Raw genomic sequence first — 24,175 nt, forward strand, 5'->3', positions numbered from 1 at the left:
GACGAAGGCCTCAAGCACGGCGGAGGCTTCAGATCCCTCGGCGGCCTCAAGTCCCGCGGAGGCTTCAGGACCCGCGGAGGCTTCGAGCCCGACCGAGAAGATGTTCGCCGCGGACGAGGCGTCCAGGGCTCTCGGCATCGAGCTCCTCGAGCACGGCGAAGGGACCGCCGTACTCCGGATGACCGTGACCCCGTCGATGGTCAACGGGCACAGGATCGCTCACGGCGGTTATCTGTTCCTGTTCGCCGACACCGCCTTCGCCTGTGCCTGCAACAGCCACGGCCCGGTCACCGTCGCGGCCGGGGCCGACATCGACTTCGTCGCCCCGGCGCACGAGGGCGACGTACTGGTGGCGACCGCACGGGAGCGGACCCGGTTCGGCCGCAGCGGCATCTACGACGTGAGCGTTCTGCGCGGCGACGAGGTGATCGCGGAGTTCCGCGGGCGCAGCCGCAGTATCAGAAGCACGAAGACGAAGGAGTCTCCATGAGCAGCGAACAGACGGCTTCGGCGGCCCCGCCGGTTTCGGCGCCCGTAGGAGTGCGCCTGGGAGAGCCGCTCCCCGAAGAGCTGCTGGACGCCGCCGAGCGGCTGACCCGCGAGGAGCTTCGGGAGCATCAACTCCGGTTGCTCCAGGGCACATTGCGGCATGCGTACGACAATGTCGAGCTGTACCGGAAGAAGTTCGACGCGGCCGGGGTCAAGCCCGGGGACTGTCACACCCTTGCGGACCTGGCCCGGTTCCCCTTCACCACCAAGGCGGATCTGCGGGACACCTACCCCTTCGGCATGTTCGCCGTCCCCATGGACCAGGTCCGCCGCATCCACGCCTCCAGCGGCACCACCGGCCGCCCCACCGTCGTCGGTTACACCGAGAACGACGTGTCGATGTGGGCCGATGTCGTCGCCCGCTCCATCCGTGCCGCCGGCGGCCGCCCGGGCCACAAGGTCCATATCTCGTACGGCTACGGCCTGTTCACCGGCGGCCTTGGTGCGCACTACGGCGCCGAGCGCGCGGGATGCACAGTGATTCCCGCCTCCGGTGGCATGACCGCCCGCCAGGTGCAGATCATCCAGGACTTCAAGCCCGAGATCATCATGGTCACCCCCTCGTACATGCTCACCCTCCTCGACGAGTTCGAACGGCAGGGCATCGACCCGCGCACCAGCTCCCTCAAGGTGGGCATCTTCGGCGCCGAGCCGTGGACGGAGGAGATGCGCCGCGAGATCGAGGAGCGCATGGACATCCACGCCGTCGACATCTACGGCCTGTCCGAGGTGATCGGCCCCGGCGTGGCCCAGGAGTGTGTGGAGACCAAGGACGGCCTGCACGTGTGGGAGGACCACTTCTACCCGGAGGTCGTCGACCCGTTCACCGCCGAGGTGCTTGCGGACGGAGAGGAGGGCGAACTCGTCTTCACCTCCCTCACGAAGGAGGCGCTGCCGATCATCCGCTATCGCACCCGCGACCTGACCCGGCTGCTGCCCGGCACCGCCCGCCCCGCCTTCCGCCGCATCGAGAAGATCACCGGCCGCAGCGACGACATGATCATCCTGCGCGGGGTGAACGTCTTCCCCAGCCAGATCGAGGAGATCCTGCTGCGCACTCCCGGTGTCGCCCCGCACTTCCAGATCGAGCTCAGCCGGCGCGGGCGGATGGATCACATGACCGTCCGCGCCGAGGCCCGCCCCGGCGCCGGTACCGAGCAACGGGATGCCGCCTCCGCGGCGATCGGCAAGGGCATCAAGGACGGTGTGGGGGTGACCGTCGACGTGACGATCGTCGATCCGGAGACGCTGGAGCGCTCCGTCGGCAAGATCCGCCGGGTCAGGGATCTGAGGGAGCAGTGATTCCCGTGAGGAGCACCATGATTTCCGTCATTGGCACCACGATCTCCGTCGTTGTCACAATGGCCGAGTGACCAGGACACCCGTGCAGAGCCCAGCCGGCCGCAACGGCCGCCCCGCCTACGACCGCGACTCTCTCCTTGAGGTCGCCGTCGTGGTCTTCAACGAGCGCGGCTACGACGGCACCGGCATGGAAGAGCTGGCCAGGCGCCTGGGCCTCAGCAAGTCGAGCATCTACCACCATGTGTCCGGCAAGGAGGAACTGCTCGAGCTCGCGGTCGGCCGGGCCCTGGACGCCCTCTTCGCCGTACTCGACGAGGACCAGGCCCCGGGCACGACGGCGACCGACCGGATGAAGCGCATCGTGCACCGCAGCGTCGAAGTCCTCGCCGCCGAGCTGCCCTACGTCACCCTGCTGCTGCGCCTGCACGGCAACAGCGAGGTCGAACAGCGGGCGCTCGCGAGACGCCGCGAGTTCGACCACCGGGTCGCCGAGCTGATGGCCCGAGCGGCAGCCGAAGGCGGCATACGGGCCGACATCGACCCGCACCTCGCCAGTCGGCTGCTGTTCGGCACCGTCAACTCCCTCGTGGAGTGGTACCGCCCCGACCGCGGCCTGTCGGTGAAGACGCTGGCCGACGCGCTGACCGCCATCCTCTTCGACGGACTGCACGGTCGGCCCGCGAGCTGACCGGCGGTGTCAGCCGCCCAACGCCGCCGACACCACGGCCTTCGCCTCCTCCTGAACCTGGCGGAGGTGATCGGTGCCGAGGAACGACTCGGCGTAGATCTTGTAGACGTCCTCGGTGCCCGACGGACGGGCCGCGAACCAGGCGTTGGCGGTGGTCACCTTGATGCCGCCGATGGGCGCACCGTTGCCCGGTGCTTCGGTGAGTACCGCGGTGACCGCCTCTCCGGCCAAGGTGTCCGCGCTGACCTGTGCGGGCGAGAGCTTGGCGAGGAGGGCCTTCTCCTCGCGGGTCGCCGGGGCGTCGATGCGCTCGTACGCGGGCTCACCGAAACGTGCGGTGAGTGCGGCGTAGTGCTCCGACGGAGTCTTCCCGGTCACCGCCGTGATCTCGGAGGCGAGCAGGGCCAGGATGATGCCGTCCTTGTCGGTGGTCCACACCGAGCCGTCGCGGCGCAGGAAGGACGCGCCGGCCGACTCCTCCCCGCCGAACCCGAGCGAGCCGCTGACCAGCCCGTCCACGAACCACTTGAACCCCACCGGCACCTCGACCAGTTGACGGCCCAGGTCGGCGGCGACCCGGTCGATCATCCCGGACGACACCAGCGTCTTGCCGATCCCCGCGTCCGCGGGCCACTGCTCACGGTGGGAGTACAGGTAGAGGATCGCGGCGGTGAGGTAGTGGTTGGGGTTCATGAGTCCGGCGTCCGGGGTGACGATCCCGTGACGGTCGGCGTCGGCGTCGTTGCCCGTGGCGATCTGGAAGCGGTCGCGCTGCTCGATGAGCGAGGCCATGGCGTAGGGCGACGAGCAGTCCATGCGGATCTTGCCGTCCCAGTCCAGCGTCATGAATCGCCAGGTGGGGTCGGTGAGCGGGTTGACCACGGTGAGGTCGAGCGCGTGCTGTTCGGCGATGCGTCCCCAGTAGGCGACCGAGGCCCCGCCCAGCGGGTCCGCGCCGATGCGCACGCCGGCCGCCCGGATCGCGTCGAGGTCCAGCACCTGCGGCAGGTCTGCCACGTAGGTGCCGAGGAAGTCGTAGCGGCCGGTGCCGGGGGCGGCCAGCGCCCTGGCGTACGGGATGCGCCGTACGCCCTTCAGGCCTTCCGCGATGAGTTCGTTGGCCCGGTCCTGGATCCAGGCGGTCGCCTCGGAAGCCGCCGGGCCGCCGTTCGGGGGGTTGTACTTGAAGCCGCCGTCGGCGGGCGGATTGTGCGAGGGGGTGACCACGACCCCGTCCGCGAAGCCCGCGGACCGGCCGCGGTTGTGGGTGAGAATGGCGTGCGAGACCGCCGGTGTGGGCGTGTAGCCGTCCGCACTGTCGAGGAGCACCGACACCTCGTTGGCCGCGAACACCTCCAGGGCGGTGACCTTGGCGGGCTCCGACAGCGCGTGGGAGTCGGCGCCCAGGAAGAGCGGACCGTCGGTTCCCTGGCTCTCGCGGTACTCGCAGATCGCCTGGCTCGTCGCGGCGATGTGGTCCTCGTTGAACGCGGTCGTCAGTGAGGACCCGCGGTGCCCGGACGTGCCGAACGCGACGCGCTGGCCGGGCTCCGCGGGGTCGGGGTGCAGCGAGTAGTACGCGGTGACCAACCGGGCCACGTCGACGAGGTCCTCGGGGCCGGCCGGATCGCCCGCTCGCTCGTGCAGCATGGGCCCGCACCTCCACATCGGTAGTTCTCCGTTGGTGGTCCCATCTTTCCTCACCGGACTGCGCGGTCGCACCGTGCTGCGACGACCGGTGGCTCACGGGGCTCCCAGCTGTCGGCCATCGCCGTCCGCCGTCGGCGGCCTGGGCGAGGAGTTCCCGGCGGTGAGGTGTTCCAGTACTTGCACCAGTTCCTGGCAGGCCAGTTCCACGGACCGTCTCGTGTTGCGCTGCTCAGTGATCACGGCGGACAGCAGCAGAGCGGTCAGGGCCATGGATCCGTTGAACGCCTGGAGCTTGATCATCAGCTCGGTGTCACTCAGGCCTGCGAACGGGCCGACCCCGTCGGTGGCCGCGACGGTGGCCATGACGGAGGCGAAGAGGGCGCACAGCACGCTGCCCCCGTGCTGGAAACGCAGCGCCGCCCAGACCAGCAGCGGATAGACGAGGAACAGCAGGCTGATTGGGCTGTGCGTGGCGAGCGGCACGAGGACGCAGGCGGCGAGAACCAGTAGCGCGGCTTCCTTCCATCGCATCGGGCGCAGGGGCGGGCGAATCCCGTACAGCATGAGAAGGACCGGGGTGACGATCAGGACACCCATCGCGTCGCCCACCCACCACGCCAGCCAGACCTGCCCGAAGCTGTCAGCGGCGATCTTGTCCGTGAGGACCAGAAGGCCGACGTCGACAGTCGCGCTGATCAGCATGGAGCCGAGGGCCGCCAGAAACACCAGCGCGAGGCCGTCGCGCAAACGGCTGACGTCGATCCGGAAACCCAGTCTGCGCAGCATGAGGTACGCGCAGACCGGGGCGACGGTGTTGCCCACCACGATGCCGAAGGCAGAGGGCTGGAAGGAGGAGAAGGAAGAGATGGACAGGACGACCAGGAGGGCGCCGAGCGCGATCCCGAGCCAGGCACGGATCCCGAAGATCAACAGGCCGGCCACCGCCACACCCGTGGGCGGCCAGATGGGCGTGAAGATCGCGCCCTCGACAGTGAGCCGCCGCACGAGCCCCAGCCGTCCTGCCCCGAAGTAGCAGGCAGCCACTGCCAGCGTCTGGAGAGCGACGACGACCGGTCGACGCAGCTCGCGTGTACCCACCACAGCAGCTATCAGACACCGCCGCCGCCCCGTCGGCGAGGCGAGGCAGTGGCGCCGCGTCCCATGGACGTAGCGGCGGGCGCCTCGTGGCCGACCACCAGTACGGCCGCGTCGTCCTCGTGCCCCACGCGCTCGGCACCCTTGATCACCGCGGCGGCGAGCGAACCGGCCGACAGGCCGGCGACGGCGGCGATGCCCGCGAGCCGTACGACCTGATCGAGCCCCTCGTCGACGCTCATCGACGGGCCCTCGACGACACCGTCGGTCAGCAGCACGAACACTCCGCCGGTAGTGAGCCGGTACCGGGTCACCGGGTACTCCGTGCCCACCTGTATGCCGAGCGGTGGGCCCCCTTCGTCCTCGGTGACGCCGGATTTTCCGTCCGCCGTCGCCCAGACGCACGGTATGTGCCCGGCGCGTGCGCTCTCCAGTACTCCGGTGGACGGGTCGAGCCGCATGAATGTGCAGGTGGCGAAGAGGTCGGCGCCGATGGACAGGAGGAGGTCGTTCGTCCGGGCGAGGAGTTCTCCCGGCTCGCTGGTGACGGAGGCGAGCGCCCGCAGACCGACCCGGACCTGGCCCATGAACGCGGCCGCCTCGATGTTGTGACCCTGAACGTCACCGATGGAGAGCCCGATGCGGTCGTCGGGCAAGGTGAAGGCGTCGTACCAGTCTCCGCCCACGTTGAGGCCGTAGCAGGCGGGCGCGTACTCGACTGCCACGTCGAATCCGGGGGCGGTCGGCATGTCTCCCGGGAGCATGCCGCGTTGCAGCGCGATGGCCAGCTCGACCTGTGAGCGCTGGAACTCCGCGCGTTCACGCGCCTGGGCGGTCAGCGACCCGAGTCTGGTAAGCAGCTCGTCGCTGTCGTCCGTTGGTCGCTTGCGGGACATCGACCACCCCAGGAGGGAGCTGCGCCATCAAGACAAAAGGCCGTATTGCCAATCTATCGGATGATAACGACACAGCTGACCTGGCACCTCAGGGTTTCCAGGTGCGCAGGAACGCGGCGATCCTGGCTGCCGTGCAGCGCGGATCGTTCAGTTCGTGCGCGAGCGCGGTGAGCTGCTCGCGGGTGGGGTCGACGGGGATGTTGCTCGCCTCGAGGTACATGACGGCGACCGCGCAGGCGACGGTGAGGTTCGAGCGCTCCAGCCAGCGACAGCGGCCCAGCGTGTGCACCAGGGCGGCCGCCCGGGCATAGGGGCCGTCGTAGACGGGGTGGTCGAGGAGTTCGCCACGGTGGCGGGCGACGGCGGCGACGGGCACGCCGTAGTCGTCCACGCCCGGGTCACGGCGGCCCGCCCGCTCGGCGACCTCCAGGATCCACGACTCGTCGATGTGCACGATCACGCGGCAGCGCCCGGCTCCGACCGGGCGTACGGCGCGTCGAACTGTCGCTCCAGATCGTCGAGGAAGCCGCCGTGTTCCTCGATGAAGCGCTGCGCGGCAGCCATACCGGCGGCGCGGGCACCCGTGGTGTCCTCGACGATGAGGCGCTCGACGTACCGGTTGAAGTCGAGTCCACGGGCGGCCGCGGCGTCCTTGCCCGCGGCGAGCACGTCGGGTTCCAGTCGGACCTGCGTCTGCTTCTTCGCGGTAGCCATGCGCCAAAGGTAGCAGGGTGGTAGCACCGATGGGGGCAGAACGCCCATGGAAACGGTGGCGGGGCCTGCCTGGGCAGACCCCGCCACCGTCCTTACGCCCTCCTGGGGCTGTGTCAGTACTGCCTGCGCCTCATGCGGAGAAGAAGTACGACACCTGCGAGCACGAAGACGCCGCCCAGCGCTGCCGGCCACAGTTGCGTGCCTGTGGCAGCCAGGCCGCCCTGGCCGCCCGCCTGAGGTTCGGTCTGCGAGGCTGCGGACGGGTCGTTCCCGGCGGTCGGCGGTGTCTGCACGGGGCTGCCGACCTCACTGCCGTGCTCGTTGTCCGAGCCGGAGTGGGACGACGGTGCCGCGGAAGGCGTCTCGACCTTGGGTTCCGCGTTGACGGGGGCGTCGGACGAGGCTTCGTCGGCCGGCTCCGAGCCCTGGTCACCGCCGTTGTCGCCGCCGCTGTTGTCACCGCCGTTGTTGCCGGGCTCCTCGTTCCCCTGCCCGTCGGACGGGTCGTCCGCGCTGGGCGTCGGGGACTGCGGGGGTTCTTCGGAGGCGGGGGGCTGCTGCGGCTCCTCGGAGGCCGGGGGTTCCTGCGGCTCCTCGGAGGCGGGGGGCTCCTGCGGCTCCTCGGAACCGTTGCCCGGGTCGGCACCCGCACCGCACTGACGGCCGCTGTTGATGCAGTCGACCATCTCCTGCATGAGGCCCTCGTCGAAGACGTTGATGAAGTCGCCGTGGTCGGTGACCGGCTTGTGCTGCTGCTCGGGGAAGGAGTCCAGCGCGAACAACGGTGTCGTCCGGCCCCCGTCGTCCAGACTCGGCGCGTCGACGTCGTAGACGATGCGCTGCACCAGCTGCGGAATGGCACGGAACCCGCTGGGGCAGTTGCCCTGGGCGTCCGCGAAGGCCACGTGGGTGCGGTGGTTGGCGCTGTCGATGTTCGCGCCGTCCCAGCAGCTCTGGAACTTGAAGGTGCGGACCACATCGCTGCCCTGCGGGCAGATCGGGTACTTGTCCTTCAGCTGCCGGTCCTCGAACCCGGTGCAGCTCCATGACGCGTTGGCGTTGGCGTTGCCGTTGACGAACGCCTTGGCGTCACCGGTGATGATGCGCAGCAGCCGCGGCATGGCGGTGACCTCGCCCTGCGGGCTGCCGACGAACGTCAGCGTGACCTGCTTGGGCGTGACGATCTCACCGGCGTTGCCTTCGATCCCGCCCCCGGGGGTGGCGGCGTCCTGTTCCTGAGTTCCGTTCTGCAGCCTCACCACGGGCCAGTAGTAGGTCGACTTGTCGCCCGGGTCCTCACAGGTCGTGTCGCCGTTGGCCAGGTCGTCATCGCTGGCGAAGGCGTTGTTGGCCTGGTTGCCGACGTAGTCGTGCATGTGGTGGGCGCCGTTGGTGACGCCGGGGGCCACGATCACGTTGTCCGAGTTGAACAGGCCGTTGGCATTCACGCCGCAGCTGGTGACGAACTCGCCGCGGGAGGCGTTGTCCTGGTCCTGCGGGCTCTGCCCGCTCGGCTGGACCGAGTTGATGTCCGCGAAGTCCGCGGCCACGGGCCCGTTGCCGATCTGGCCGCCGTTGCCGCCCTGTTGGTCGCCCGCTCCGGCGTCGCCACCCTGGTTCTGGTCCTCACCGCCCTGACCGTCGCCGCCCGCGTCACCGTTCTCACCGCTGCCGGTCTCGTTGGCGGGAGCGAGCAGTGTGCAGGTCGCAAGGGCTTCGAGTCCTTCCGGACGTTCCCCCGCGGCATCGATGGCGACCACGATGCGGTCGATCACCGCCGTCCGCTTCTCCGCCAGCGGATTCAGAATCTCGCTGTCGGCGACGTCGGCACCCTGCTCGACGGCCTGCGCCTGGCCCTGCAGTTGCTGATAGGCCTCGGTGATCTGCTGGTCCAGGAGAGCGAGTTCCTTGTCGACGCTTTCCCTGGCCGCGTCCGGAACGGTGGTCAACTGACTGCCGACGTCAGGGCAGTCGATCGTGGCACCCGCCGAGGAGAGGACCTGATTGTTCTGGTCCGGCTCGCTGCCCGAACCGCTTTCGGTCGCCGAGGCGTAGACGTTGACCGTTACCAGCCCGGCTCCCCCCAGTATCAGCGCGACTGCGGCAGAGGTCGCGCGCCGTGCGCCTGTCGGGCGTCTGCGCGTGTTGCGTCTCAAGGAAGGGCTCCTACGCGTGATGGTCGGATCGGTATGGAAATCCCCCGCCCCAATACGCAGCCGCGCCCCGGTGTGTTCAAACAACTCATGGATTCATAGAAATCTCGTAGGGAGCAGCCGAAACCCCTGTCCCTGGCGCCACCGGCGGCGGACGGCGGGTGGCAGTGGGAGAGCAACTCGACGCCGATCGGCATCGGTTGGCGACCCACTGCCCCCGCGCCCGCCGGGACGCCGGATCGGACAGTCCGCCGGGAACAGCGGCATGGTGGCGGGACGGGGCTTCTGAGGTGCGGAAATGTTCCCAACGACCAGCCGCGGTGCACATCCCGTACACATCAGCCGGGACAAGGCTCGGCTCCATGGCGACAGATGTGCCGCGGTCAGTGATGGTTCGGTCGGGCCAATCGGGCTGCCGTTTGATGCCGGCTCAGGTCGCTTCATCGCGTCCCCCCATAGGTCGGCGCCCCCTCCGGACCGGCACCTGCCATGAGCGCGACAGATCATTCAGAAGGACGCGCACGCTATAGGAGCGGGGCCGGCTTGTGCCTGCGGGCATGGAGGCGAGCGGGCTTCAGCGGCGGCGCAGGCGTTTGTCGGTGATCGGCGGGGTGGGGTCGATGTAGAAGTCGCCGGGATTCACGTCGACGCCGGGCGGGACGATCTCGTCGATGCGGTCGAGGATGTCGTCGCCGAGTTCTACGTCCGCCGCGGCGAGGAGGTCGGTCAGCTGTTCGGGCCGGCGCGGGCCGATGAGTACGGCGGTGACCGCCGGATGGGCGCGGACGAAAGCAGTGGCCAGATGAGGCAGCGGCAGCCCGGCCTCGGCGGCCAGCGCGGTCAGTTCGCGCACGGCGTCGGCCTTGGCCTTTACGCCTGGCTGGGTCAGGTCGAACATCTTCGCCCCCGCGCCGGCGCTGCGGTGCCCGGTGGTGGGATCCGCGCGGCCCGAGAGCCAGCCGGAGTTGAGCGGGCCGAAGGTCAGCACGCCCATGCCGTAGCGCTGGGCGGTGGGCAGCACCCGGCTCTCCACACCGCGAGTGAGGATCGAGTACGGCGGCTGCTCGGTGCGCAAACGGTGGTGGCCGCGGCGTTCGGCCGTCCACTGGGCCTCGACGATCTCCTCGGGGGAGAAGAACGAGCCGCCGATGGCACGGACCTTCCCGGCCCGGACCAGGTCCGACAGGGCGCCGAGGGTCTCGTCGATGTCGGTGTGCGGGTCCGGGCGGTGCATCTGGTACAGGTCGATGTGGTCGGTGTCCAGGCGGCGCAGGCTGTCCTCCACCGCGCGGCGGATCCAGCGGGCCGAGCCGCCACCCCGGTTGGGGTCCTGGCCCATCGCCAGCCCGAACTTGGTGGCCAGGACGATGTCGTCGCGGCGGCCCTTCAGTGCCTTGCCCACAATCAGCTCCGACTCGCCGCCGGAGTACACGTCGGCGGTGTCGACGAGGTTGATCCCGGCGTCCAGCGCCGTGTGGATCATGCGGACCGACTCCTCGTGGTCGGTGTTGCCCATCGCGCCGAACATCATCGTGCCGAGTGCGTACTCGCTCACCGACATGCCGGTGCCGCCGAGAATCCTGCGCTTCATGAGGGGTACCTCCAGGTGCGTGCTTGCCTTCCACCAGACGAGCACCGCTCACGGCCGGGGTGGGAGACCCGCTCTGACCGGAGGTCCAGCAAACCCCCTTTGGCGCAGCCACTCACCAGGTCACCCGGTCTACGGTGGTGACATGGCGCAGGAACCGAACAGCGAGCTGCGGGACTTTCTCCGCTCGCGCCGCGCGAGGATCACCCCCGAGGAGGCGGGCCTGGCACCCCACCCCGGCACCCGCCGCGTTCCGGGCCTACGGCGCGAGGAGGTCGCCCAGCTCGCCGGCGTCAGCGTCGACTACTACGTCCGCCTGGAGCGCGGACGCCACCTCAACGTCTCCGCGTCCGTCCTGGACGCGATCGCCCGCGCCCTGCGCCTCGACGATCTGGAGCGCGGCCACCTGTTCCGGATCGCCAAACCGGCCCGCACCCGTCCTCGCCCGCTGCCCCTGCAGCGCGTCCGCCCCGGTCTGCGCCTGCTGCTCGACAGCCTCACCGACGTCCCCGCCCTCGTCTACGGCCGCCGCATGGACGTCCTGGCCGCCAACGACCTCGCCCGCGCCCTGTACACGGACTTCGAGGCCCTGCCCGCCCGCGGCCGCAACATGGCCCGCCTGGTCTTCCTCGACGACCACTTCCGGACCCTGTACGCCGATTGGGAAGACGCCGCCCGCTCCATCGTCGCCTCACTCCGCCTGTACGCGGGACGTCACCCGCACGACCCCGCCCTGGCCGAGCTCATCGGCGAACTCTCCGTCCAGGACGCCGATTTCCGCCACTGGTGGGCCGACCACGACGTGTTCCAGCGCACCCACGGCACGAAGCACTACCACCATCCCGTGGTCGGCGAACTCGTCCTGGGCTACGAAGCCTTCTCCCCCGCCGACGACCCCGAGCAGACCCTGGGCGTCTCCACCGCCGAACCAGGGTCCCCCTCCGCGGAACGCCTGAAGCTGCTGGCCAGCTGGTCCCGGTCCCCGGAGCACCCGGCACCAGCCGCACAACCGGACGCCCCACGGCCCTGAAGCCGCTCGCCGCATACCGGGCCCAGGACCGCGCCGAGCAGGGCCCGGGTACCGGTCTCGACCAGGGCCATGACCGACAACAGCCGCTACGTCTTTGGTTCATTCGCCCGATTACGGCGACCATGGCCAGGAGCAGGAGCCCGTCCACGGACAGCGGCCACGACGAGAGCGCACAGAGGCCGAGCCCAAAGGGCTCCAACCGGCCAATAAGGCCAGGTCAGAGCCCTACCGGCAGACGAGTCGGGCGGTACGCCGAGATCAGGCCACCGGAACCGGATAGGTCGGGTACTCCACCCCGGACACGTGCTGGACGACGCGGATGACCTGGCAGGAGTAGCCGAACTCGTTGTCGTACCAGAGGTAGAGGATCGCGTCGTCGCCCTCGACCTTGAGTGCCCCGGCGTCGATGATCGAGGAGTGGCGCGAGCCGATGAAGTCGCTCGAGACCGCGTCGGGGGCGCTGATGAAGTCGATCTGGCGCTTGAGCGGCGAGGTCAGCGACACGTCACGGAGGTAGTCGAGGACCTCCTCGCGGGTGGTCTCGCGCGCGAGCCGCAGGTTGAGGATCGCGATCGAGACGTTGGGCACCGGGACGCGGATGGAGCTGCCGGTGATCCTTGCCTCGAGGTCGGGCAGCGCCTTGGCGACAGCGGAGGCGGCACCGGTCTCCGTGATGACCATGTTGAGCGGCGCCGAGCGGCCGCGCCGGTCGGAATCATGGTAATTGTCCAGCAGGTTCTGGTCGTTGGTGAACGAGTGGACGGTCTCCACGTGGCCACGCAGGACGCCGTACTCGTCCGCCATCGCCTTCAGCGGCGGGACGATCGCGTTGGTGGTGCACGACGCGCAGGACAGGATCTGCTCGTCCGGCTTGATCATGTCGTGGTTCACGCCATGGACGACGTTGGGGACATCACCCTTGCCCGGCGCGGTCAGGACGACCTTGGCGATTCCGGGGCGGAGGTGCTTCGACAGGCCCTCGCGGTCGCGCCACCTGCCGGTGTTGTCGATGAGGATGGCGTCGTTGATGCCGTACGCCGTGTAGTCCACCGACGTCGGGTCGTCGGAGTAGATCACCTTGATCTCGTTGCCATTGGCGATGATCTTGCTGTTGGCCTCGTCGACGGTGATCGTGCCGTGGAACTGGCCATGGATGGAGTCACGGCGCAGCAGTGAGGCGCGCTTGACGATGTCCTGGCCGCCACCCTTGCGGACGACGATGGCGCGCAGCCGCAGGCCGTTGCCGGAGCCGGCCTTCTCGATGAGCAGGCGGGCAAGGAGGCGGCCGATGCGGCCGAAGCCGTAGAGGACGACGTCGCGCGGCTCGCAGCGGTCGGTCTTGTTGGCACCGGTGGCGCCGGCGACGGCCTGCGCGGTGAACTCCTCCACCGAGAGGCCGCTGTCGTCGGTCCGGTAGGTCGCGGCGAGCATGCCGATGTCGATCTGGGAAGGGCCGAGATCGAGCGTGGTGAGAGCCTGCAGGAACGGCAGCGTCTCGGTGACCGAGAGCTCCTCACCGGCGATCTGCCGGGCGAATCGGTGGGTCTTGAGGATGCTGACCACCGACCTGTTCACCAAGGAGCGGCTGTGCAGCAGGACCGTGACGTCCCGCTCCCGGTGCAGCTTCCCGATGACGGGGATCATCGATTCCGCGATCTCCTCGCGGTTTTTCCAGTTGGTGAACGAGTCGTCATTGACAGTCACAGGTTCATCTTTCGAGCTAGGAGGCGCTCATATGCTAATCCCCCGCCGCTTCGAACTTTCAGGCGGTGTCACCTGAGCGGTACGCCGCGAGCTGCGCCTTTGCCGGGATCAGGTCTTCTTGACCTTGTCGTAGCGGCCGAGGAAGCGTGGGGTGCCGTTCTCCACACGGTGGAGGAACAGGCCGTCGATCCAGTGGAACGCACCGGTCACCGCCTCGAATTGGATGGTCTTGGCGAGCCCCTTGTAGGTGGTCGCACGGAGCCTGCGCACCATGGCGCCCCGCTCGGCCTCGACGCTGCCCAGCTCGCGCAGGCCCTGAGCGACGAAGAGCAGTGCGTCGTACGCCTCCACCGCGAAACGCCCGACGGTGCTCACCCCGAAGCGCTTCCGGTAGGCCGTCACAAAACGCGCCGCGGCCGGCAGCGCGGCCGGGTCGACGTAGGTCGTGCTGATGATCCAGCCCTCGGCCGCCGGGCCCGCCTCCGTGAGGAACGCCGCCTCCAGGACCGGTTCCGGCGCCATGCGCGTGCCCCGGAAACCGGCCTCTTCCAACGCGCGGGCGCACCGGGCGGCCCGGTGCGGTGAGACTCCCCCGTACACCACTGCCTCCGCCTCGGCGGCGAGCACGGCGGCGGCGACCGGGCCGAAGTCCTCGCTGTCCGCGGGGACGACATGGGTGGTGGTGGTGCCATCGGCGGGCGGGAACGCGGCCAGGTCCTTGACGATCTGCCAACTCGTGCGGCTTGCCGCCCTGTCGTCGATGAGGGCGGTCCTACGGCTCTTCTCGACGTGGGTGAGGTAGTGGATGAAGGGCGTGGACAGAACACTGTCGCCGGCCCTGATCTGGAAGAACGCGCGGGTGGAGGTCTTGGAGTACACATCGTTGCCGGACGACACGGTCACGATGGGCAGCAGGGCCTTCTCATAGCGGGCAATGGTCGCCTCCATCGCGGCATCGCCGGTCGGGCCGATGACGGCGCACACGTCGTGGTCCGCAACGAACCTTGCGGCCACGTCCTCGGCCCGCTTCGCCTCCCCCGCGTCGTCAAGGACCTTCAGCGCCAGGTCGAACGTGCGGCCGTCACGGGAGCGGGAGTTGAAGTCCTCCACGGCCAGCCGCGCTCCCCGCTCCTGTGCCCGGCCGATCGCCTTGCCCGTTCCCGACAGGTCCGCGTGCAGCCCGATGACGTACCGGGGCAGTGGTCCGGAGCCCGTCGCACCTTCGCTGCCGGTCGTGGGCCTGGAGGCGGCCCAGGCCGCCAGTCCTCCGCCGGTCAGGACCACTCCCGCCGCCGAGCTCAGCATCAGCAGGCGCCGCCGTGAGAGGGCGGGCCGCTCCGGCGGCAGCATGAGCGTGACCGGCCCGGGGTCGGGCAGGGCAAGGACGGCGGCCGAGCGTTCCGCGATCAGCCGGGGCAGCGTGGCCGGCAGCCAGTCGCCGTCGGGTTCGCCCCCACCGGCAAGGGTGTCTCCCACCTCCTGCGCGGTGGGTCTGGCCCGCGGGTCCTTGGCCAGGCAGTCGGTCAGCAGCGGGACCAGGGCCCACGGTACGGCGTCCAGGTCCGGTTCCTCGTGGACCGTACGGAAGATGATGGCGGCCGGAGTGCCGGTCCCGAACGGGCGGCGGCCGGTCGCCGCGTACGCCAGGACACAGCCCAGCGAGAAGATGTCGCTCGGCGGGCCGATGTCACGGCCCTGCCCCCGCGCCTGCTCAGGCGAGAGATAGCCGGGCGAGCCGATCACCACGTCACTCGCGGTCAGCGCTGTGGCACCGGTGGAACGAGCGATACCGAAATCGATCAACCGAGGCCCGTCCAGGGCGAGTAGAACGTTGCCCGGCTTGACGTCCCGGTGCACCAGGCCCGCGGCGTGCACCTCGGTCAGCGCCTCGGCCAGCCGGGCTCCCAGGGCGCATACCGAGTGGTGCGGCAACGGCCCGTGCAGCGTGACGGCCTCGGCCAGCGACGGGCCCGGCACGAAGGCGGTCGCCAGCCAGGGCTCGCGGGCCGCCGGTTCCGCCGCGGTGACCGGTACCACCCACCGGCCGGTGAGCCCGCTCGCCGCCTCGGCCTCGCGCCGGAACCGGGTCCGGAAGTTATGGTCGGCCGCGTACTCGGCGCGGATCACCTTCAGCGCGACCAGCGCCCCGCCCGTCGAACGGGCCAGGTAGACCACGCCCATGCCGCCCGCGCCGAGCCGGCCGAGCAGCCGGTAGCCGCCGACGAAGGGCGGGTCGCCCGGCTTGAGCGCGTGCACTGCTGCGTGCCCCTCCGAGTGGATCCCGCTCACAGTCAGACCTCGGAGGGGGCTTCACCGAGGAAGCGGAACCGGCCGCCCTCGACCTGGTGGAGAAATATGCCCCAGCCGCTGAACTGGCCATCCGTCGCCCTGAAGGCGAACTGCTTGGTGATGCCTTTGTAGGTGCTCTTGCGCAGCAGGCCCACCAACTCACTGCGCCCCGGCGGACGTCCGCCCTTCGTGGCCTTCACCAGCTCCTGGACGACAAGGTTGACGGTGTCGTACGCCTCGGCGGCGTAGTAGCCGGGCGCGGCACCGTAGCGCTTGCGGAAGGCGGCGGTGAAGGCCGCCGCCGCGGGCACGGCGGAGGGGTCGACGAAGGAGGCGGTCAGCACCCATCCCTCGGCCGCGTCCCCGGCCAGCTCCAGGAACTCCGGGTCGACAACGGCCTGCGAGGCGAGTCTCGGCCTGTCGAAGCCGACCGCCGCAAGTTCCCGGGCCACCCGGGCCGCTCCCTGGGCGTAGCCGGCGTAGACGAAGGAGCCGATCCCCGCCCTCAGCATGTCGGCGATGACGGGTCCCACGTCGTCCGTGCCCGCCGGGATCACCCGGGGGTAGGCCGGCCGGCCCAGGTGGCGCAGCATGGTGGCGGTGATCGAGGCGGACTCCTGGGCGTACGTCTGCGCGGTGCGGTCCTGGAGCAGGCCGGCGCGCTGCGTCCCTTTCTGTCCCATCAGGTAGATGCCGACCGGGAGGGCGAGGGCGGCGTCGCTGGGGCGGCAGTGCACGAAGGACCGGTACTCCTCCGAACTCAGGATCAGGCCTCCGGCCGAGACGTTCAGCAGCGGCAGCAAGGCCTCGTCGTACGCGCCGAGGACCGCGTAGGCCGTCTCGTCGTTGGTCGGGCCGAGTACGGCGAGGACATCGGCGTCCTGGATCAGCTTCTTGGCCGCGGCCGGTGCCTTCGCCGCGCTGCCGCCGTCGTCCACGGTCTTCAGAGTGAGCTCGAAGGGCTTGTCCTTGCGGGAGTTGAACTGCTCGACCGCCAGCCGTGCGCCCCGCTCCTGTGCCTCTCCCGCCGTCCGCTGCGCGCCGCTCAGATCGGCCTGCACTCCGAGGGCCCAGCGGCGGGCCTGCGGCGCGGAGGTTCCCGAGTCGTCCTCGTCACGCAGTGCGGCCCAGGCCGCGGCTCCGCCGGCCGCCATGAGTACCGCCGCGCCGGAGGCCAGTACGAGCAGGCGTCGCCGGCTCGGCTTTGCCTGCTCCGTGTCCTCGGGTGTTCCGGCCGCGGTCGGCTCGATGTCCGGGAGCGCGAGCATTTCGGCGGAGCGGTCGGCGATTGCCCGTACGACGTCCTCGGGCAGCCAGTCGAGCTGTCCGCCTTGCGGGACGGCGTCCTCGACCAGCAGCACCGCGCCGATCTGGTCGGCCGTCGGACGGTCCGCCGGGTCCTTCGCGAGGCACAGGCGCAGCAGTGTCAGCAGCTCGGTGCCTTCAGTGTCCTCCTCGACTTCGATACCGTCCAGGTCGGGTTCGTCGTGGACCGTGCGGTAGAGCAGCGCGTCCGCCGTGCCGATGCCGAACGGCGGACGGCCACTCGCCGCGTACGCCAGCAGGCAGCCCAGCGAGAAGATGTCACTCGCCGGGCCGACGGCCGCGCCGCGTGCCTCGGCCTGCTCGGGTGAGAGGAAGCCGGGCGTGCCGACGACCAGGTCGGGCGAGGTGATCGCGGTCTCGTCGGTCGCGCGGGCGATCCCGAAGTCGATCAGGCGCGGACCGTCCACGGCGAGCAGGACGTTGGCGGGCTTGACGTCGCGGTGGACCAGCCCGGCGGCGTGCACCTCGCGCAGTGCGGCGGCGAGCATCCTGGCCAGGACTTCCACGCTCCGGGTAGGCAGCGGGCCGTGACCGGTGACCGCTTCCTCAAGGGAGGGGCCGGGCACGAAGGCGGTGGCCAGCCAGGGCGCCGCCGCGTCCGGGTCCGCGCCGGTGACCGGCACCGCCCAGGGGCTGGTCACCCGGCGGGCCGTCTCGACCTCACGGCGGAACCGGGCGCGGAAGTCCGGCTCGTCCGCGTACTCGGCCTGGATGACCTTGACGGCGGCCAGCGTCCCGGCCTCCGTACGGCCGAGGTAGACCACGCCCATGCCGCCCGCGCCGAGCCGGGCCAGCAGCCGGTGTCCACCGATCGATGCGGGGTCGGTGGGGAGCAGCGGCCCGCTCATTCCGGCGCCTCCAGTTCGCTCTCGACGAGGCTCAGCATCTGGCCCGTTCCCTGGTTCAAGGCGGCGTCGACCTCGTCCTCGGTCCTGCCCTCGGCGCCCCTGCCGACGACGGCCACGGTGACCTGGGCCACCCGGCTCTGCACCCAGTAGTAGTAGTGGGGGCCGCCGAGTTCGTCGCTGTAGTACTTGCCGCTCTCTGTGAGCGTGTCCTCGGAGTTGAAGTTGCCCAGCGCGCCGTAGCCCGCCCCCTGGGAGAGTAGATCGCTGATTCGCTCGCCCTGGCGCAGCTGCTGGTCGGGGCAGCGCAGCGCCTCTTCGAGGGTCTCGGCCATCTCCCAGTCGGCGTCCTTCGCGGTGCGGTGCACGGTGACGACGGCGGCGACGCGGATCGGGCCCTTGCCGTCCTCCGCGGGCAGTTCGCTGTAGCGGGTGAGGGTCGCGAGCACCGTCGCGGGCAGCGGCTCACGCTCCCAGACGCAGTTCGCGTCGAGCACGGGCCACTTGCCGGGTTCACTCTCGTACGGGCTGCGTCTGACGAAGCCGGGGCCCCAGTTGACAGGCGCCGCCGCGACGGCTCGGGCCAGGCGCAGGGCCTCCGCGGGGGTTTTCGGCGCACGGCCGGGATCGGGGGTGAAGTCCAGACCTGTGGGGCTGGGGCTCGGGGCCGGGCTGGAGCGTGTGCTACTGCTCGCGGTCGGGTCCTTGGAACCGTCGGATCCGGCGGTCCCCCCGTCCCCCGTCCCCGAACAGCCCGCCAGCAACAGCGCGCCGGTCAAAGCGCCGCAGCATAACCACACGGGTCTCCCGTTCACCATCAACTCCCCCCACCCGTACGCCAGTTCCCCCGCAGGGAGCGTATCGACTATGCCGCTGGCGCACTACGACGATGGCGGAGTCCGTCACCCTTGAACGGGCTTGGGCGGGAGCTATTGACTCGGTGTATGACCTGCGCGCCTTCCCCGACCCGACCTCTTGCGGACCCTGGCCGTCCTACGGCACGGGCAGGAGAGCCAAAGCCGTTTCGGCGATCGCGCGCAGCGACTCGGGGCTGCTTCCACCTTTGCCCAGTGCTTCGATCCCGCGCAGCACGGCCAGGAGGAGTCCGGCGAGCCGGGTGGGGTCCGCGTCCTGCTTGATGTCGCCCGCCCGCTGCGCTGCCGCGATGCAGGAGGAGAACAGTTCCTCGATGGCCCCGAACGTCCGGCGGGCCGTCGCCGCGATGGCCGGATCCTGCTCCGACAGCTCGGCCGTGCCCTTGGCGAGCAGACAGCCGCGCAGGCAGACATCGGAGGCGGTGGCGTCCGCCACCTTCAGCACATGCGCCCGCAGCCGTTCGTAGGCGCCGTCGTCCGGGCCGTCGAGCGCCCGCCGCACGGCCACGATCAACCCGGCGCAGTAGTCGTCGAAGGTGCGCAGGAAGAGTTGGCGCTTGTCGCCGAAGGCGCCGTAGAGGCTGCCCTTGCCCAGACCGGTGGCCGCGGCGATGTCGTCGATCCTCGTCGCCGCGTAACCGGTCGACCAGAACTGGTCCCTGGCGGCGCGCAGGACCTCACCTTCATCGAAGCTTCGGGGTCGTGCCATGACCTCACGATACCCATTCTTGACCGACCCGTCCAGAATGCACTAGGTTCTGGACGAGGCGGTCAAGAATGCGTCGACCGCCGTCCGGTCGTGCAGCGGATACGAACAGCGCAAGCGACAGAGCGATCTCGAAAGGAATGGGTGCCATGCGCCCCATGAACGGAAAGACAGCACTGGTGACCGGCGCCTCCAGCGGCATCGGTCGGGCGATCGCCCAGCGCTTCGCCGATGACGGCGCCCGCGTCTACCTGACCGGCCGACGCAAGGACGAACTCGAAGCCGCGGCCAAGGACATCGGCCCCGACGCGATCCCCGTGCCCTGCGACGTCTCACAGGCCGCGGACCTCGACCATGTCATGGACGTCATCCGCGGCGACGGGCGGCAGTTGGACATCGTCGTGGCCAATGCCGGACTGGGCGACGGGTCCCGCCTCCAGGACGTCACGGAGGAGCAGTTCGACTTCGTCTTCGGCGTGAACACCAAGGGCAGCCTGCTGACCGTGCAGAAATCACTGCCGCTGCTCGCCCAGCCCGCGTCGGTGATCCTGCTGGCCTCCTCCACCATCCACCAAGGCGCCGACCGCATGGGCGTCTACGCCGCGTCCAAGGCCGCCGTACGCAGCCTGGGCCGCACCTGGGCCGCGGAGCTGGCCCCGCGCGGCGTCCGCGTCAACGTCATCACCCCGGGCCCCATCGCCACACCCGCGATCGCCAACCTGGCCGACCGGCTCGGCCAGAGCACCGAAGCCTTCCACCAAGCCCTGTCCTCGCAACTCCCGCTCGGGCGCGTGGGCCGTCCCGAGGAGGTCGCCGCCCTGGCCGCCTTCCTTGCCGGGCCGGAGAGTTCGTTCATCACCGGCGCCGAGCACTTCGTCGACGGCGGACAGGTCCAGGTCTGATCGGCCGTGCGGAGGTGTCACTCGCGCCACAAGAGGCCTTTGAATTCTGGTGACACCGCCTCCCTTCGCGGCGCACGATGAGCGAATGGCGCGCCTTCGTGACATCGTCGTCGACTCGGCCCACCCCGCTACGGCGGCCCGTTTCTGGGCTGCCGTGCTCGACGGGTACGCCGTCGCACCGTACGACGATGCCGAACTCGCGCGCCTCCGTGCGCTGGGGATCGCCGGCCCTGAGGACGACCCGACCGTGCTCCTCGAGCCGCAGGACGGCGGCCCCCGTCTGTTCTTCCAATTGGTGCCGGAGCCCAAGCGCGTGAAGAACCGCGTGCACATGGACTTGGTCGCCGACGACTTGGATGCCGAGACCGCCCGCCTTGCCGAACTCGGCGCAGTGCTTCTCGCACGTCACGAGAAGCACATCCTGTTCGCCGATCCCGAAGGCAACGAGTTCTGCCTGGCCCAGCTCGGCTCGTAGCGAGCGTCCGAGCGAACGCACATCTCGCCCGCCGTCGACGAAGGCTCGTCAGTGGTGGTGGGGTCAGGCGTGCATGCGGCGCAGCGCGTCCATGGCGCTGTCCACGACTTGGCGGTCGGTGAGGTGGGCGTGGTCGTGAGCGGGGCGGCCTGCGTTGAAGCCGAGGAGGACGGGCTTGCCGAAGGCCCGGTGTCCGTTGACCCACAAGGACCAGCGGCCGGGGTCGGTGGGGTCGAACCATTCGATGGCGTCGGCCTTCTTGTCCCAGAAGACGGACGGGAATTGGAGCCAGAGCTTGTCGAGGAGTCCGGATCCGAGGTCTTCGACGGCCTCGCGTTTCCGGGTGGGCAGAGCGGGTTCGAAGGTGATCTTCCCGGCTTTGAGAACACCGATCGGGACGGTGACGACACACCGGTCCGCGCGCAGGATCTCACCGCTGTCGAGGGTGACTGCCACGCCGTCGGCGTCGCGGGCGATGCGGGTGACGACGGCGCCGGTCCGTACGGGGATGCTGCCGCGGACGTGGGCGAGAAGGCGGTCGTAGCCGTCGGGCAGGAGGAAGTCACTGCCTTCGCCGGCGGTGCCTTCCTCGTCGGCGGAGACGGCGAGGTCCTCGGGTTCCGCGCCGTACTCCTGCACCAGGACGGAGTTGACCGCATAGCGCAGCGCCGGTGACATCTTGCGGGGCAGAAGGGCGGAGTAAGAGGTGGTGTCGGGGGCTTCCACGTCCTCGGCCTTCGCCAGGTACGTGTCGAGTTCGGCCACCGCGTTCTCGTCACCGCCGACGACGTTGTCGTAGTCGAACGAGTAGGAGCGTCCGCCCGTTTCGCGCAGGAGTGTGGTGAGGGGGTTCCCCTGGTGCCCGTGGATCCAGGAGGCGCCCATCTCGGCCGGGATGCCGTCGAGGCGTTCCGTCCAGGTCCGGCCTCCGACGCGTTCGCGGCCCTCCAGGACGGTGACACGCAGGCCGGCGTCGGTCAGGTCGCGTGCGCAGCCGAGGCCGGAGAACCCGGAGCCGACCACGATCACTTGTTCGCCGGGGCGTGCCGCCTCGATGATCTCGGCGGCTGCCCTCCGGCCGCTGAGCAGGGCCCCGGCCTGAGTGGCCGGCGCTTCGCCGGAGGTTGCCTCTCCGGCGAAGTGCAGGCGCCCGACGGGGGCGGCGAGTATCTCGCGTACGGACACACCGAGCGGGCTGGGGGCGAGATAGGAGTAGGAGCCGAGCGCGAACGGGTCGGTCGACCAGGAGGTGCGCAGGAACGCGACCGGCTCGGGCAGGGAGCTCGCGTGCGGCATCGTCGGGCTGCTTCCGGTGGCGGTTGTGTCGCAGGCGGATGCCGCGCCGGCCGCCGCGACCGCGCCGGTGGCGGTCAGGAACCAGCGCCTGGTCATTCCGGTCATGTCCTGCACTCCTTCGGGGGCGTCGGTGGTGGTGTACGTCGCAGTCGGCGGGTCGGCCGGAAGTCAGGGGCGTGCACCGTCGAGGAGCAGCTTGGTGAGGTAGTCCGGGGCCTGGCGTTCGCCCATGCCGCCCTCGCCGACGAGTTCCCAGGCGCACTCGGCCAGGGAGCACAGGGTGGAGGCGAGCCACATCGCGGGCATGTCCGTGCGGAACAGGCCCTCTCGCTGGCCGCGTACGACGAAGGCGGTGATCCGTTCCACCACCGCGTCGGCGGCATCACTCAGCTCGGCCACGCCGAGCACGTCCGCCTCCACGTAGACCACGCTCCACAGCTGCGCGAGCACGTCGTAGTTCCGCACCAGCACGGCCAGGGCCTCGTCGACCGGCGCCTCGTCGAGGCGGGCCTCTTCGAGGACCTCCTCGCAGTGGGCGAGGATCCTGCGGCCCATCGCGTCGATCATCCCCTCGCGGGTCGAGAACAGGCGCGTCAGAGTCGCCCGCGACACCCCCACCCGCGCGGCGATGTCCCCCATGGACGCCCCCCGGTCCTCCGCGATCACCCGGATCGCCCGCTCCAGCACCGCATCCATGTCTGTACGCACCGGCACACCACCTCTTCCACTGACGCAATCATGCATCAGTTGACGCAAAAATGCATCAGCAAAGGGTGGTGCGGTCATGTGGGGCAACGCGGCCGTATGACCGAGCCTGCGTCTACTAGGTGCGTTCGAGGACCATCGCCATGCCCTGTCCGCCGGCTGCGACCACGGTGACCAGGGCGGCGGTGAGGTCGTCGTGGCGCAGGGTGCTGAGGGCTGTGGTGGTGAGGCGGGCGCCGGCGGCTCCGTAGGGTTCGCCGAGGGCGATGGAGCCGCCGTGGGGATTCATGCGGTCGGGGTCCAGGCCCAATTCGGCGCAGTAGGCGAGAACTTGGGCGGCGAAGGGTTCATTGCCGGCGACCGTGTCGATGTCCGCCAGCGTCAGGCCGGCCCGGGTGAGGGCGCTGCGGGTCGCGGAGACGGGGACCGGGCCTTCTGTTTCGGGGGTGCCCGCCGAGACGGCGGTGGCCAGGACGCGGGCCAGCGGCGTGTGGCCGTGGGCGCGGGCGTGGCTTTCGGACATGACGACGACCGCTGCGGCCCCGTCGGACAGTGGGGCGCTGTTGCCCGCGGTGACCCGGCCGTCGGGACGGAAGCGCGGGGGCAGGGCGGCGAGGCTCTGCACCGTGACTCCCGTACGCGGGCAGTCGTCGGAGGTGACGGTGGTGCCGTCGGGGACCTTCACCGGGACGATGTCGCCGAAGTGGAAGCCCTCGGCGAGGGCGGCTTGGGTGAGGCGGTGGGAGCGGGCGGCGTACGCGTCCATGGCGGTGCGGGTGATGCCGTAGAGGTCGGCGGTGTTCTCGGCGGCCAGGCCGACCGGGATGTAGGGGTCGGGCAGGGCATTGCCGGTGCGCGGGTCGCTCCAGGGCCCGGCCGCCGGCCCCGAACGCCGGGCGGTGCGCCGCCTGGCCTCCCGGAAGGACGGGTTCTCGGTGTCGGGCCAGCTGTCGGAACTGCCGTGGGCCAGCCGGGACTGCGACTCGACGCCCGCCGCGACGACGACATCGGCGTCGCCGCAGCGCACCGCTTGGGCGGCCATCCGGATGGCCTGCAGGGAGGAGGTGCAGAAGCGGTTGACGGTGACGCCCGGCACGCGGTCCCAGCCGAGCAGCACGGCGGCGATCCGGGCGATGTTGAAGCCCTGTTCGCCGCCGGGCAGGGCGCAGCCGACGATCAGGTCGTCCACTCGGCCGGATTCGAGGCCGGGGACGCGGGCGAGGGCCTCGGCGACGGTGCCCGCGAGCAGATCGTCGGGGCGCAGCGTGGCCAGGGCGCCTTTGTGGGCGCGGCCGATGGGGGTGCGGACGGCGGAGGTGATCACGGCATGCTGCATGGCGGGTTCTGTCCTGTGCGGTCTGGTGACGGTGACGGGTGGTCGCGAAGG

General features: G+C 70.1%; 21 protein-coding genes. 6 read left to right on the forward strand and 15 right to left on the reverse strand.

Features of this window, described 5'->3' with window-relative positions; translation table 11 throughout:
• Positions 1-100: 100 nt before the first annotated feature.
• The 3 genes from paaI to OG246_RS31570 all read left to right on the forward strand — a co-directional run bounded on the left by paaI (position 101) and on the right by OG246_RS31570 (position 2,539).
• On the forward strand, positions 101-490 hold the full coding sequence (gene paaI / locus OG246_RS31560; protein WP_266474882.1) for a hydroxyphenylacetyl-CoA thioesterase PaaI: 390 nt from the start codon (positions 101-103) through the stop codon (positions 488-490).
• The gene (paaK, locus tag OG246_RS31565; protein WP_266471143.1) at positions 487-1,851 is read left to right on the forward strand and encodes a phenylacetate--CoA ligase PaaK; all 1,365 of its coding nucleotides are present in this window, start codon (positions 487-489) and stop codon (positions 1,849-1,851) included. The genes paaI and paaK overlap by 4 nt, the downstream gene beginning before the upstream one ends.
• A gap of 82 nt (positions 1,852-1,933) precedes the next feature.
• The gene (locus OG246_RS31570) at positions 1,934-2,539 is read left to right on the forward strand and encodes a TetR/AcrR family transcriptional regulator (protein ID WP_323178377.1); all 606 of its coding nucleotides are present in this window, start codon (positions 1,934-1,936) and stop codon (positions 2,537-2,539) included.
• 9 nt (positions 2,540-2,548) lie between these two features.
• Here the strand turns inward: OG246_RS31570 and pgm are convergent, their stop codons facing one another.
• From pgm to OG246_RS31605, 7 genes are all read right to left on the reverse strand, one after another.
• Positions 2,549-4,189 (reverse strand): phosphoglucomutase (alpha-D-glucose-1,6-bisphosphate-dependent), encoded by a 1,641-nt coding sequence (gene pgm / locus OG246_RS31575; RefSeq protein WP_266471147.1) that lies wholly within the window; start codon positions 4,187-4,189, stop codon positions 2,549-2,551.
• Positions 4,190-4,282: 93 nt separating this feature from the next.
• Complete coding sequence (locus OG246_RS31580; RefSeq protein ID WP_266471149.1) at positions 4,283-5,290, reverse strand: MASE1 domain-containing protein; 1,008 nt, start codon at positions 5,288-5,290, stop codon at positions 4,283-4,285.
• Between the two features lie 8 nt (positions 5,291-5,298).
• Positions 5,299-6,180, reverse strand: a complete 882-nt coding sequence (locus OG246_RS31585; RefSeq protein WP_266471151.1) for a PP2C family protein-serine/threonine phosphatase — start codon at positions 6,178-6,180, stop codon at positions 5,299-5,301.
• A gap of 88 nt (positions 6,181-6,268) precedes the next feature.
• Positions 6,269-6,640, reverse strand: coding sequence for a fic family toxin-antitoxin system, toxin component (locus OG246_RS31590; protein WP_266471152.1), 372 nt, complete (start codon positions 6,638-6,640; stop codon positions 6,269-6,271).
• Positions 6,637-6,894, reverse strand: a complete 258-nt coding sequence (locus OG246_RS31595) for a hypothetical protein (protein ID WP_266471154.1) — start codon at positions 6,892-6,894, stop codon at positions 6,637-6,639. Before OG246_RS31595 ends, OG246_RS31590 begins: the two co-directional genes overlap by 4 nt.
• A 113-nt stretch (positions 6,895-7,007) precedes the next feature.
• A complete protein-coding gene (locus OG246_RS31600; RefSeq protein ID WP_266471160.1) occupies positions 7,008-9,050 on the reverse strand; it encodes a DUF1996 domain-containing protein in 2,043 nt (680 codons plus the stop codon).
• Between the two features lie 571 nt (positions 9,051-9,621).
• Positions 9,622-10,638 carry an aldo/keto reductase gene (locus OG246_RS31605; RefSeq protein ID WP_266471163.1) on the reverse strand — a complete coding sequence of 339 codons (1,017 nt, stop codon included), beginning with the start codon at positions 10,636-10,638 and terminating at the stop codon, positions 9,622-9,624.
• A gap of 142 nt (positions 10,639-10,780) precedes the next feature.
• Between OG246_RS31605 and OG246_RS31610 the strand changes: the two genes are divergently transcribed.
• Positions 10,781-11,665 (forward strand): helix-turn-helix domain-containing protein, encoded by an 885-nt coding sequence (locus OG246_RS31610; RefSeq protein ID WP_266471166.1) that lies wholly within the window; start codon positions 10,781-10,783, stop codon positions 11,663-11,665.
• 258 nt (positions 11,666-11,923) lie between these two features.
• Here OG246_RS31610 and OG246_RS31615 read toward each other — a convergent pair whose 3' ends face one another.
• The 5 genes from OG246_RS31615 to OG246_RS31635 all read right to left on the reverse strand — a co-directional run bounded on the left by OG246_RS31615 (position 11,924) and on the right by OG246_RS31635 (position 19,413).
• Positions 11,924-13,369, reverse strand: a complete 1,446-nt coding sequence (locus tag OG246_RS31615; RefSeq protein ID WP_266471170.1) for a glyceraldehyde-3-phosphate dehydrogenase — start codon at positions 13,367-13,369, stop codon at positions 11,924-11,926.
• Positions 13,370-13,477: 108 nt separating this feature from the next.
• Complete coding sequence (locus OG246_RS31620; RefSeq protein ID WP_266471172.1) at positions 13,478-15,658, reverse strand: bifunctional serine/threonine-protein kinase/ABC transporter substrate-binding protein; 2,181 nt, start codon at positions 15,656-15,658, stop codon at positions 13,478-13,480.
• A gap of 2 nt (positions 15,659-15,660) precedes the next feature.
• Positions 15,661-17,832 (reverse strand): bifunctional serine/threonine-protein kinase/ABC transporter substrate-binding protein, encoded by a 2,172-nt coding sequence (locus OG246_RS31625; RefSeq protein ID WP_266471177.1) that lies wholly within the window; start codon positions 17,830-17,832, stop codon positions 15,661-15,663.
• Positions 17,829-18,608 (reverse strand): hypothetical protein, encoded by a 780-nt coding sequence (locus OG246_RS31630; RefSeq protein ID WP_266471180.1) that lies wholly within the window; start codon positions 18,606-18,608, stop codon positions 17,829-17,831. The genes OG246_RS31625 and OG246_RS31630 overlap by 4 nt, the downstream gene beginning before the upstream one ends.
• A 214-nt stretch (positions 18,609-18,822) precedes the next feature.
• A complete protein-coding gene (locus OG246_RS31635; protein WP_266471183.1) occupies positions 18,823-19,413 on the reverse strand; it encodes a TetR/AcrR family transcriptional regulator in 591 nt (196 codons plus the stop codon).
• 146 nt (positions 19,414-19,559) lie between these two features.
• Between OG246_RS31635 and OG246_RS31640 the strand changes: the two genes are divergently transcribed.
• Both OG246_RS31640 and OG246_RS31645 read left to right on the forward strand, forming a co-directional pair.
• A complete protein-coding gene (locus OG246_RS31640) occupies positions 19,560-20,312 on the forward strand; it encodes an SDR family NAD(P)-dependent oxidoreductase (RefSeq protein ID WP_266471186.1) in 753 nt (250 codons plus the stop codon).
• 85 nt (positions 20,313-20,397) lie between these two features.
• The gene (locus tag OG246_RS31645) at positions 20,398-20,787 is read left to right on the forward strand and encodes a VOC family protein (protein WP_266471189.1); all 390 of its coding nucleotides are present in this window, start codon (positions 20,398-20,400) and stop codon (positions 20,785-20,787) included.
• 63 nt (positions 20,788-20,850) lie between these two features.
• Here OG246_RS31645 and OG246_RS31650 read toward each other — a convergent pair whose 3' ends face one another.
• The 3 genes from OG246_RS31650 to OG246_RS31660 all read right to left on the reverse strand — a co-directional run bounded on the left by OG246_RS31650 (position 20,851) and on the right by OG246_RS31660 (position 24,124).
• On the reverse strand, positions 20,851-22,188 hold the full coding sequence (locus tag OG246_RS31650; RefSeq protein WP_266471192.1) for an FAD-dependent oxidoreductase: 1,338 nt from the start codon (positions 22,186-22,188) through the stop codon (positions 20,851-20,853).
• A gap of 63 nt (positions 22,189-22,251) precedes the next feature.
• Positions 22,252-22,791, reverse strand: a complete 540-nt coding sequence (locus tag OG246_RS31655) for a TetR/AcrR family transcriptional regulator (RefSeq protein WP_266471195.1) — start codon at positions 22,789-22,791, stop codon at positions 22,252-22,254.
• Positions 22,792-22,906: 115 nt separating this feature from the next.
• On the reverse strand, positions 22,907-24,124 hold the full coding sequence (locus tag OG246_RS31660) for an acetyl-CoA C-acyltransferase (protein WP_266471199.1): 1,218 nt from the start codon (positions 24,122-24,124) through the stop codon (positions 22,907-22,909).
• Between the last annotated feature and the right edge of the window lie 51 nt (positions 24,125-24,175).

This window comes from Streptomyces sp. NBC_00620 (genome assembly GCF_026341825.1).
In the GTDB taxonomy this organism is placed as follows: Bacteria; Actinomycetota; Actinomycetes; order Streptomycetales; family Streptomycetaceae; genus Streptomyces.

What these genes read in the sequence shown, in the direction of transcription:
- paaI (WP_266474882.1), top strand. Translation starts at nt 101, where the DNA reads ATGTTCGCCGCGGACGAGGCGTCCAGGGCTCTCGGCATCGAGCTCCTC.
- paaK (WP_266471143.1), top strand. Translation starts at nt 487, where the DNA reads ATGAGCAGCGAACAGACGGCTTCGGCGGCCCCGCCGGTTTCGGCGCCC.
- pgm (WP_266471147.1), bottom strand. Translation starts at nt 4,189, where the DNA reads ATGCTGCACGAGCGAGCGGGCGATCCGGCCGGCCCCGAGGACCTCGTC.
- OG246_RS31585 (WP_266471151.1), bottom strand. Translation starts at nt 6,180, where the DNA reads ATGTCCCGCAAGCGACCAACGGACGACAGCGACGAGCTGCTTACCAGA.
- OG246_RS31595 (WP_266471154.1), bottom strand. Translation starts at nt 6,894, where the DNA reads ATGGCTACCGCGAAGAAGCAGACGCAGGTCCGACTGGAACCCGACGTG.
- OG246_RS31605 (WP_266471163.1), bottom strand. Translation starts at nt 10,638, where the DNA reads ATGAAGCGCAGGATTCTCGGCGGCACCGGCATGTCGGTGAGCGAGTAC.
- OG246_RS31610 (WP_266471166.1), top strand. Translation starts at nt 10,781, where the DNA reads ATGGCGCAGGAACCGAACAGCGAGCTGCGGGACTTTCTCCGCTCGCGC.
- OG246_RS31625 (WP_266471177.1), bottom strand. Translation starts at nt 17,832, where the DNA reads ATGAGCGGGCCGCTGCTCCCCACCGACCCCGCATCGATCGGTGGACAC.
- OG246_RS31635 (WP_266471183.1), bottom strand. Translation starts at nt 19,413, where the DNA reads ATGGCACGACCCCGAAGCTTCGATGAAGGTGAGGTCCTGCGCGCCGCC.
- OG246_RS31640 (WP_266471186.1), top strand. Translation starts at nt 19,560, where the DNA reads ATGCGCCCCATGAACGGAAAGACAGCACTGGTGACCGGCGCCTCCAGC.
- OG246_RS31645 (WP_266471189.1), top strand. Translation starts at nt 20,398, where the DNA reads ATGGCGCGCCTTCGTGACATCGTCGTCGACTCGGCCCACCCCGCTACG.
- OG246_RS31650 (WP_266471192.1), bottom strand. Translation starts at nt 22,188, where the DNA reads ATGACCGGAATGACCAGGCGCTGGTTCCTGACCGCCACCGGCGCGGTC.
- OG246_RS31660 (WP_266471199.1), bottom strand. Translation starts at nt 24,124, where the DNA reads ATGCAGCATGCCGTGATCACCTCCGCCGTCCGCACCCCCATCGGCCGC.